General features: G+C 64.2%; 6 protein-coding genes. 4 read left to right on the plus strand and 2 right to left on the minus strand.

The genetic code is table 11. From position 1 onward, the window contains the following. Both lysS and prfB read right to left on the minus strand, forming a co-directional pair. On the minus strand, positions 1-1,298 hold a 1,298-nt coding region (lysS, locus tag Q0602_RS01725), incomplete at its 3' end, for a lysine--tRNA ligase (RefSeq protein WP_298837973.1). Positions 1,299-1,500: 202 nt separating this feature from the next. Further along, positions 1,501-2,599, minus strand: a protein-coding gene (gene prfB / locus Q0602_RS01730) for a peptide chain release factor 2 (RefSeq protein WP_110707787.1) whose coding sequence is annotated in 2 segments (ribosomal slippage) — positions 1,501-2,523 and positions 2,525-2,599 — 1,098 coding nt in all. Because the reading frame shifts where the segments join, the coding sequence is not laid out codon by codon here. Between the two features lie 209 nt (positions 2,600-2,808). Between prfB and Q0602_RS01735 the strand changes: the two genes are divergently transcribed. The 4 genes from Q0602_RS01735 to Q0602_RS01750 form a co-directional block, all read left to right on the plus strand. After that, positions 2,809-4,389 carry a peptide ABC transporter substrate-binding protein gene (locus Q0602_RS01735; protein WP_298837977.1) on the plus strand — a complete coding sequence of 527 codons (1,581 nt, stop codon included), beginning with the start codon at positions 2,809-2,811 and terminating at the stop codon, positions 4,387-4,389. A gap of 254 nt (positions 4,390-4,643) precedes the next feature. Then, entirely contained in the window at positions 4,644-6,242 is a 1,599-nt protein-coding gene (locus Q0602_RS01740) for a peptide ABC transporter substrate-binding protein (protein WP_298837982.1), read from the plus strand. A gap of 53 nt (positions 6,243-6,295) precedes the next feature. Continuing rightward, positions 6,296-7,279 carry a C40 family peptidase gene (locus tag Q0602_RS01745; protein WP_298837987.1) on the plus strand — a complete coding sequence of 328 codons (984 nt, stop codon included), beginning with the start codon at positions 6,296-6,298 and terminating at the stop codon, positions 7,277-7,279. A 90-nt stretch (positions 7,280-7,369) separates the two neighbouring features. Next, positions 7,370-8,846 (plus strand): peptide ABC transporter substrate-binding protein (locus Q0602_RS01750; protein ID WP_298837990.1); only part of this gene is annotated, 1,477 nt, incomplete at its 3' end.

Here is an 8,846-nt window from a genome sequence, read left to right on the forward strand (position 1 = left end):
ATCTCGCGCCCGCCGACGAAGAACTCGAAGCGGTCGGTGACATGGGGGTTGGTATCGTTGCGTCGCGCCAGCGGGCTGACCTCGGCCGGATACTCGGTAATGAAGGTCGGCTGATCGAGCCTGGCTTCTGCGACCTCCTCGAAGATCTCGGTCTGCAGCTTGCCCAGCCCCCAGCTCGGCTTGGTCGCGATGCCCAGGCGCTCACAGGTCACCCTGGCGGCCTCGAGGGTGTCGATGTCGGCTTCGCCGATGGCGCCGCCCTCGACCTCGCCACCGTACTCGAGAATCGACTGGCGCAGGGTCAGCCGGCGGAACGGCTGCCCCAGGTCGTAGTCGGTGCCCTGGTAGGTGACGGTGGTCGTACCCAGCACCTGCTCGGCGGCGTCACGGATCATCGCCTCGGTCAGGTCGAGCAGATCGCGATAGTCGGCGTAGGCCCAGTAGAACTCGAGCATGGTGAATTCGGGATTGTGCCGCGTCGACAGCCCTTCGTTGCGGAAGTTGCGGTTGATCTCGAATACCCGCTCGAACCCGCCGACGACCAGCCGCTTGAGATAGAGCTCCGGCGCGATACGCAGATACATGTCGATATCCAGCGCGTTGTGGTGCGTGGTGAACGGTCGCGCCGTGGCGCCGCCGGGGATCGGCTGCAGCATCGGCGTCTCGACCTCCATGAAGCCCCGCTCGACCATGAACCGGCGGATCGCGGCGATGACACCGGAGCGCACCTCGAACACCCGCCGCGACTGCGGGTTCATGATCAGGTCGACGTAGCGCTGACGATAGCGCGCTTCCAGATCGGTCAGGCCGTGGAACTTGTCCGGCAGCGGCCGCAGGCTCTTGGTCAGCAGCTTGGCCTCGACCAGCATGACGTAGAGATCGCCCTTGCCGGACTTGTGGACCGGGCCGCGGCCGGCGACGATATCGCCGATATCCCAGCTCTGGATATCCTCCAGCAGTTCGGCGGGCAGGCCCTTCTTGTCGACGTAGAACTGGATCTGCCCGGAAGCGTCCTGGATCACCACGAACGGCCCGCGCTTGCGCATGATGCGGCCGGCAACGGCAGCCTGGCGGTCGAGCGCCTCGAGCTCGGGCTTCTCCTTGTCGCCAAGTTCCGCCTGCAGATCCGCCGCCAGACTGTCGCGCCGGAAATCGTTGGGGAAGGCGCTGCCGCCCTGCTCCGCCGCCTGCTCGCGGCGGGCCGCCAGCTTGGCACGGCGCTCCGCGATCAGCCGGTTTTCTTCCTGAGCTTCATGCGGTGCATCGGAAGGAGATTGCGGGTTGTCCTGGTTCGCCATGTCGTCGCCTGTCGAAAAGAAAATTAAGCTAGAAGCTAGAAGCTAGAAGCTAGAAGCTAGAAGCTAGAAGCTAGAAGCTAGAAGCTAGAAGCTAAGATCAGACCACCTCGCCAAAGCCTTTCAATGGCTCGGTAACGTTTCGCCCTTGTTCTTTCTTACTTCTTCCAGCTTCCAGGCACGCAGTGCCGCTCTTCGGGCTTTCTCAAAGCCCTTGCTTCAAACTCGCTTCGATGAACTGATCCAGATCGCCGTCGAGCACCTTGTCGCAGTTGCTGCTCTGCACGCCGGTACGCAGGTCCTTGATCCGCTGGTCGTCGAGGACGTAGGAGCGAATCTGGCTGCCCCAGCCGATGTCGGCCTTGCTCTCCTCGGCCTGCTGCTTGGCGGCGTTGCGCTTCTGCATCTCGTGTTCCCACAGCTTCGCCTTCAACTGCTTCATGGCAAAGTCGCGGTTGGCGTGCTGGCTGCGCTGGCTCTGGCAGGCCACCACGATACCCGTCGGCTCGTGGGTGATTCGCACCGCCGAATCGGTGGTGTTGACGTGCTGGCCGCCGGCGCCGGAGGAGCGGTAGGTGTCGGTACGCAGGTCGGCCGGGTTGATCTCGACCTCGAAGCTGTCGTCCACCTCCGGAGAGAGGAACACAGAGGCGAAAGAGGTGTGCCGCCGGCCGCCGGAGTCGAACGGACTCTTGCGCACCAGCCGATGGACCCCGGTCTCGGTTCTGAGCCAGCCGAAGGCGTACTCGCCCTGGACATGGATGGTGGCGGACTTGATGCCCGCGACCTCGCCCGCCGACACCTCGGTCAGTTCGGCCTTGAAGCCGTGATGCTCGGCCCAGCGCAGGTACATGCGCAGCAGCATGTTGGCCCAGTCCTGGGCCTCGGTACCGCCGGAGCCGGCCTGGATGTCGAGATAGGCGTTGTTCTCGTCCATCTCGCCGGAGAACATGCGCCGGAACTCCAGCTTGTCGAGCTGTCCCTCGAGATACGACAGTTCCTTGCGAACCTCGTCGATGGTGGCGTCGTCCTCCTCCATCACCGCCAGCTCGAGCAGCTCGCGGTTGTCGGCCAGGCCACTGTCGAGGGTGTCGATGGTCTCGACCACGGCTTCCAGCGACGCCCGCTCCTTGCCCAGTTTCTGGGCGTAGTCGGGATCGTTCCAGACGTCCGGGTTTTCCAGCTCTCGGGAGACTTCTTCTAGCCGGTCTTTCTTCTCGGCATAGTCAAAGATACCCCCTCAGGACGTCTGTCCGTTCGGACAGGTCCTTGATGAGGTTGTTGATCGGATTGATCTCTTGCATGGGGCTCCTGCCAACGTCGCCACCGGCGCGTCGAACCTTCCCGGAAAACGGGGGTGATCGACTCGCCGAAAAAAGGACGCCTATTGTAGCCAAACCCCGGCATAGCGTCATCCCGCCGTCGACCGTCTCACGCTGTGCGAATCGAGACGATGCGCTAAGGTGGAAAGAATAAAAACCTGATCATCCATCACCGTTCGAGGGATCCCACTTTGATATCACCGACTCGCCTGGCAGCCGCCATCGGTTTCGCAGCCACCCTGAGCGCCCTGCCCATCCAGGCAGCCACGCTGCACATGGGCATCTCCGGGGATCCCGCTTCGCTGAGCCCGGCCAAGATCACTGGCGGCGTGTGGGAAGAAGATGTGCTGCGGGACATCTTCGAGGGCCCGGTCGCCATCGACGCCGACGGCCGGATCATCCCCGGCGCCGCCGAGAGCTGGAACATCTCCGACGATGGCAAGACCTACACCTTTCACCTTCGCGATGGGCTCGAATGGTCCGACGGCGAGCCGTTGACCGCCGACGACTTCGTCTACGCCTACCGTCACCAGGTCGATCCCAAGACCGCTTCCAATTACGCCCACCGCCTCTATCCGGTGGTCAATGCCCAGGCGATCAACTCAGGCGACAAGCCGCTCGATTCGCTGGGCGTCGAATCCCTGGACGACGGCAAGACGCTCCAGATCACCCTCAACGCCCCCACCGTCTATTTCCTCAAGACGCTGGTGCTGCCGTTCGCCTACCCGATCCCCAAGCATGTGGTGGATGAGTTCGGCGACGACTGGAGCGATCCTTCCCACATCGCGGTCAACGGCGCCTTCAAGCCGGTGAAATGGGTTTCCAATACCGAGCTGGAAACGGTCAAGAACGACCGCTTCCATGACGCCGACAACGTCAGCCTGGATGGCGTCGACTACTACCCGCTGGAGGACAAGAACGCCGGCATCCAGCGCTTTCGTGCCGGCGAGCTGGATATCCTGCGCGACTATCCCGCGGCGCAGTATCCGCGGCTCTCCGACAACCTCCCCGATGCCACCCATCTGTTCCCGTCGCTGGGCACCTACTACTACGTGTTCAACCTGCGCGACGGCTCGCCGGTGGCGGACAAGCGCGTCCGCGAGGCGCTGAGCCTGGCGATTCGCCGCGACGTCATCGCCAGCCAGTTGCTGAAAGGCGGCGTCGAGCCGGCCACCTCGCTGGTACCGCCGGGAACCAGCGACTATGAGGCCCAGTCCCAGCCCGGGCTCGATGACGACATGGACAGCCGCCTGGCCAGGGCCAAATCGCTGATGGAAGAGGCCGGCTACGCTCCGGACAAGCCGCTCGAGCTGACCCTGCGCTTCAACAGCGGCGACGAGCACCGGCAGATCGCCGTGGCCGTCGCCGCGATGTGGAAGCCCCTGGGGGTCGATGTCGAACTCAGAAACACCGAGGCCAACGTCCACTACGCCGACCTGATGGAGGGCGACTTCCAGGTTGCCCGCGCCGCCTGGATCTCCAGCTACGACGACGCCCAGAACTTCCTGCAACTGCTGTCGGCGGAGACCAACAACTACGGCGCCTACCAGAACGACGACTACAATCAGCTGGTCACCCGGTCGGACGCCGAGCAGGACCCGGCCAAGCGCGCACAGCTGATGCAGCAGGCCGAGGCACTGGCGCTGGCCGACTATCCGCTGACGCCGATCTATACCTATAGCTCGCGCAACCTGGTCGATCCCGAAATCGAGGGATGGAACGACAACGCACTGGATATGCATGCCTCGCGCTGGATCGAGCTGCCGGAGTGACTAGACCAACGTCTATCTGTGACTGAAATCACAGCAGGAGCGGCGTCACTAGCCGCTCTCGCACGCCTATATGCATGAAATGAAACGGTCTATCGAGCATTTGAATTAGACGGGTCATGAGGTTCGCGCGAAGGTGTCGCATCGATCCCCGGGCCGATCATTGGCCGGTTCACTGACGGCACCCCCGCGGCGATCGCCCTACAGCGAGCCTTTCACAACGGATTTTCACAACAACAAGTCGGAGCTTTCCAAAGATGTCGAAGCTGCAACTCCCCCGCACCCTGTTGCCCCTGGGCGCCCTGGCGCTGGCCACTTCCCTGATGGCCCCGTCGGCGCTGGCCGAGACGCTCAATATCGGCGTCATGGGCGAACTCGCCTCGTTCGATACCTCACAGGTCTCCGGCGGCGTGTGGGAATCCCAGGTGCTGATGGATGTCTACGAAGGGCTGTTCAAGAAGTCGCCGGACGGCGAACTGCTGCCGGGCATGGCCACCGAGTGGGAGGTCTCCGACGACGGCAAGACCTACACCTTCCAACTGCGGGAAGGCGCGAAGTGGTCCGACGGCGAGCCGGTCACCGCCGAGGACTTCGTGTTCGGCTGGCAGCATCTGCTGGCGCCGGAGAACGCCTCCAAGTACGCCTACATGCTCTATCCGATCGTCAACGCGGAAGCGATCAACACCGGCGACAAGGCCGCCGACACGCTGGGGGCGGAATCTCTCGATGGCGGCAGGACGCTCAAGGTCACGCTCAATCACGCCACACCTTACTTTCCGCAGTTGCTGACCCACTACACCGCCTACCCGGTGCCCAAGCACCTGGTCGACGAGTACGGCAAGGATTGGGTCAAACTGGACCATATCGCCACCAACGGCGCGTTCAAGCCGGTGGACTGGGTCTCGCAGTCGAAGATCAGCGTCGAGAAGAGCTCGACCTACTACGATGCCGACGATGTCTCCCTGGATGGCGTCAACTACTTCACCACGGAAGATCGCAACGCCGGAATCTCGCGCTTCCGCGCCGGTGAGCTGGACGTGCTGCGAGAATATCCCTCCAGCCGTTACCAGTGGCTGAGTGAGAACCTCCCCGACGCCACTCACATGAGCCCGTATCTCGGCTCCTACTACTACGTGCTCAACAACCGCGAGGGCAGCCCCACCGCCGACAAGCGCGTGCGTGAAGCGCTCAACCTGGCGATCCGTCGCAACGTGCTCTCCGAGCAGATCATGGCCGGCAGCTTCAAGGCCTCCACCGCCATGGTCCCGCCCGGTACCAGCCACTATGACACTCAGCACATGGACCTCGGCAGCGACGACATGAACGCGCGCATGGCCAAGGCCAAGGCGCTGCTGCAGGAAGCGGGCTATGGCCCCGATCATCCGCTGAATCTGCGCCTGCGCTACAACACCAGTGACGAGCACAAGAAGATCGCCATCGCCGTTGCCGCGATGTGGAAGCCGCTGGGCGTCAACGTGCAGATGATCAACTCCGAAGCCACCGTCCACTACCAGACCATTCAGCAGGGCGATTTCGACGTCGCCCGGGCCGGCTGGATCGCCGACTACGACGATGCCGAGAACTTCCTCACCCTGCTGCACACCGGTGTCGGCAACAACTACGGCGCCTACTCCAACCCCGAGTACGACAAGCTGATGGACCAGGCCGCCCAGACGCTGGATCTGGATGCCCGCGAGAAGCTGCTCGAGAAAGCGGAGAACGTGGCGCTGGACGACTACGCGTTCATTCCCATGCTGACCTACGTCACCCGCAACCTGGTGAACCCGAAGCTCGAAGGCTGGGAAGACAACGTGGAGGACGATCATCCGTCACGTTGGGTTCACTTCACCGAGTAACGACTTGAGCGGTCTTCCGGAAGCACTGGCATGAGTCATCAGGGGACATCGACATGAGCTGCGTGGCCGTCGCCGTGGCGGGATTGTGGACCTCCCCCGACGCACCCCGGGCCATCGATGCCCCGGCGCTCGGCAATCCGGTTCTGCTCGAGCGCTGGTTGGCCGCGCTGGACGACGAGACCCGTCTGGCGCTGTGCAAGGAGAAGCGGCTCGCCACCCAGGTGCTGCTGGACACGCCGGTCGGGATCCTCGAACGCCATCGTGACGGTCACGGCAACGACTGGTGTCGCGTGGTGGTTCCAAGCCAGCGGTCCTCGCTGGACGAGCGCGGCTACCCCGGCTGGATCCCGGCGGCGCAGCTCGTCGAGGCAGAGGGCTGCCCGGCCGATGCCGAGTCGGTGGTGGTGATGGCTCCCATCGCCTGGCTGCAGGGTCTACCCCAGGAACGCTCGCTGAAACTGAGTTTTCTGACTCGGCTGAAACTGGCCGAACCGGTGCCGGAAGTCGCTGACCGGAGAGCCTCCCGCGTCTGGGTGGAGACATCGCTGGGACGCGGCTGGCTGCCACGCGACAGCGTCCAGTTGCCGGGCGAGGGCCTGCCGGCGACTGCCGCGACGCTGGAAACGCTGGGTCGGCGCTTCGACGGGCTGCGCTATCTGTGGGCCGGCAACTCGAGCTTCGGCTACGACTGCTCGGGACTGGTTCACAGCCTGTTCGCCGCCATCGGCATGCGTCTGCCTCGGGACGCCCACGACCAGGTCGAGACGGGGCTTCCGGTCGCGCCGGACGAGCGCCGTGGGGGCGATCTGCTGTTCTTCGAGAAGCCCGACGACGCAGGCCGGCTGGTGGTCGACCACGTTGCGCTCTATCTCGGCGATGACCGCATGCTCCACGCGCCGACCAACAACGCCCGAATCGAATGTCGCCGGCTTTCTGGCAGTCGCTACGAAACACAGCTCTGCGCCGTGCGTCGCTTTCTCGACCCGGGCGATCCGGGAACGGCGATTCCCGCAGGAACTGTTCCCGCAGGAACGTGAAGACTTAAGATCGAGACGGGGTCGCCAAAACCGGCGAATGCGCCAGCAGCCCCGGCAATAACAAACGCTCAACAACGGATGGACTCGATCATGCGTACACAGCCCAGATACGGCTCACATCGAAGAACCGCCAGGCTCGTTCTTCCCCTGCTCGCGGCCGTGAGCCTGGCGACAGCCCTGTCCGTCGACACCGCCCGGGCCGCCACGCTGAGTATCGGCATCCAGGGTGAACCGGCCTCGCTGGATACCGCCCGGATCGGGGGTACCACCTGGGAGAACGACGTCCTCGGCGACCTGTTCGAGGGCCTGGTCACGCTGGACCCGGCCGGCGAGTACATCCCCGGCGCCGCCAGCGGCTGGGACGTCAGCGACGACGGCATCGTCTACACCTTCAAGCTGCGCGACGACGCCAACTGGTCGGACGGCGAACCCGTGGTCGCCAAGGACTTCGTGCTCGCCTTCCAGCGGCTGTTCGATCCGGCCAACGGCGCCGTCTACGCCAGCCTGTTCTATCCGATTCGCGGCGCCGAAGCGCATACCAAGGGCGAGCAGGACGCCCCCGAACTCGGTGTCGAAGCGGTCGATGCCAAGACCTTGAAGATCACCCTGAACCAGCCGACGCCCTACTTCCCGACGCTGCTGGCGCACATCGCCGCGTCTCCGGTGCCTTCCCACCTGGTCGATCGATTCGGCAACGACTGGACCCAGATGGATCATATCGCCACCAACGGCGCCTTCACCCCGACAAGCTGGACCTCTCACGATCACATCGCGGCGCGCAAGAATCCCGAATTCCACGACGCCGACGACGTCGCCCTCGATGGCGTCGACTACTATCCGGTCGAGGATCGCAGCGCCGGCCTGCAACGCTTCCGCGCCGGCGGTCTCGACATCGTCCGCGACTTCTCGCCGGATCGATATCAGTGGCTGCAGGAGAACCTGCCCGACGCCGTACACCTCGCGCCGCAGCTGGCCAACTACTACTTCGCGCTCAACCAGCGCGATGGCCACCCCACCGCCGACAAGCGTGTCAGGGAAGCGCTCAACCTGGCGATTCGCCGGGACGTCATCGCCGAACAGATCATGGGTGGCGTCGTCTCCCCGGCCAGCGGCTTCGTCCCCGGTGGCGTCAGCCACTATGACGCCCAGACCATGCCCGGCCTGGATCGGACGATGGATGATCGGGTCGCCGAGGCCAGGAGCCTGCTCGCGGACGCCGGCTACGGTCCCGATCACCCGCTCGAGCTGACCCTGCGCTACTCCACTACCGAGGCCAACAAGCGCATCGCCGTGGCGCTGGCCGCGATGTGGCAGCCGCTGGGGGTCGAGACGCAACTGATCAACGCCGAGGGCGCGGTGCACTACGCCGAGCTCGCCAACGGCAACTTCGACGTCGGCCGCGGCAGTTGGGTCGCGGACTTCGACGACGCCAGCAACTTCCTCGGCATCCTGGAGAGCGACTCGCCCAAGAATTACGGCGGCTATCGCAGTCAGGCGTTCGACGAGCTGATGGCCAAGGCCAGTCGCGAGACCGACATGGCCGCCCGCCAGCAACTGCTGCAGCAGG

It is taken from the genome of uncultured Salinicola sp. (assembly GCF_937921195.1).
GTDB lineage: Bacteria > Pseudomonadota > Gammaproteobacteria > Pseudomonadales > Halomonadaceae > Salinicola.

Excerpts from the sequence above, each read along its gene's own strand:
- Q0602_RS01740 (WP_298837982.1), top strand. The coding sequence starts at position 4,644 with ATGTCGAAGCTGCAACTCCCCCGCACCCTGTTGCCCCTGGGCGCCCTG.
- Q0602_RS01745 (WP_298837987.1), top strand. The coding sequence starts at position 6,296 with ATGAGCTGCGTGGCCGTCGCCGTGGCGGGATTGTGGACCTCCCCCGAC.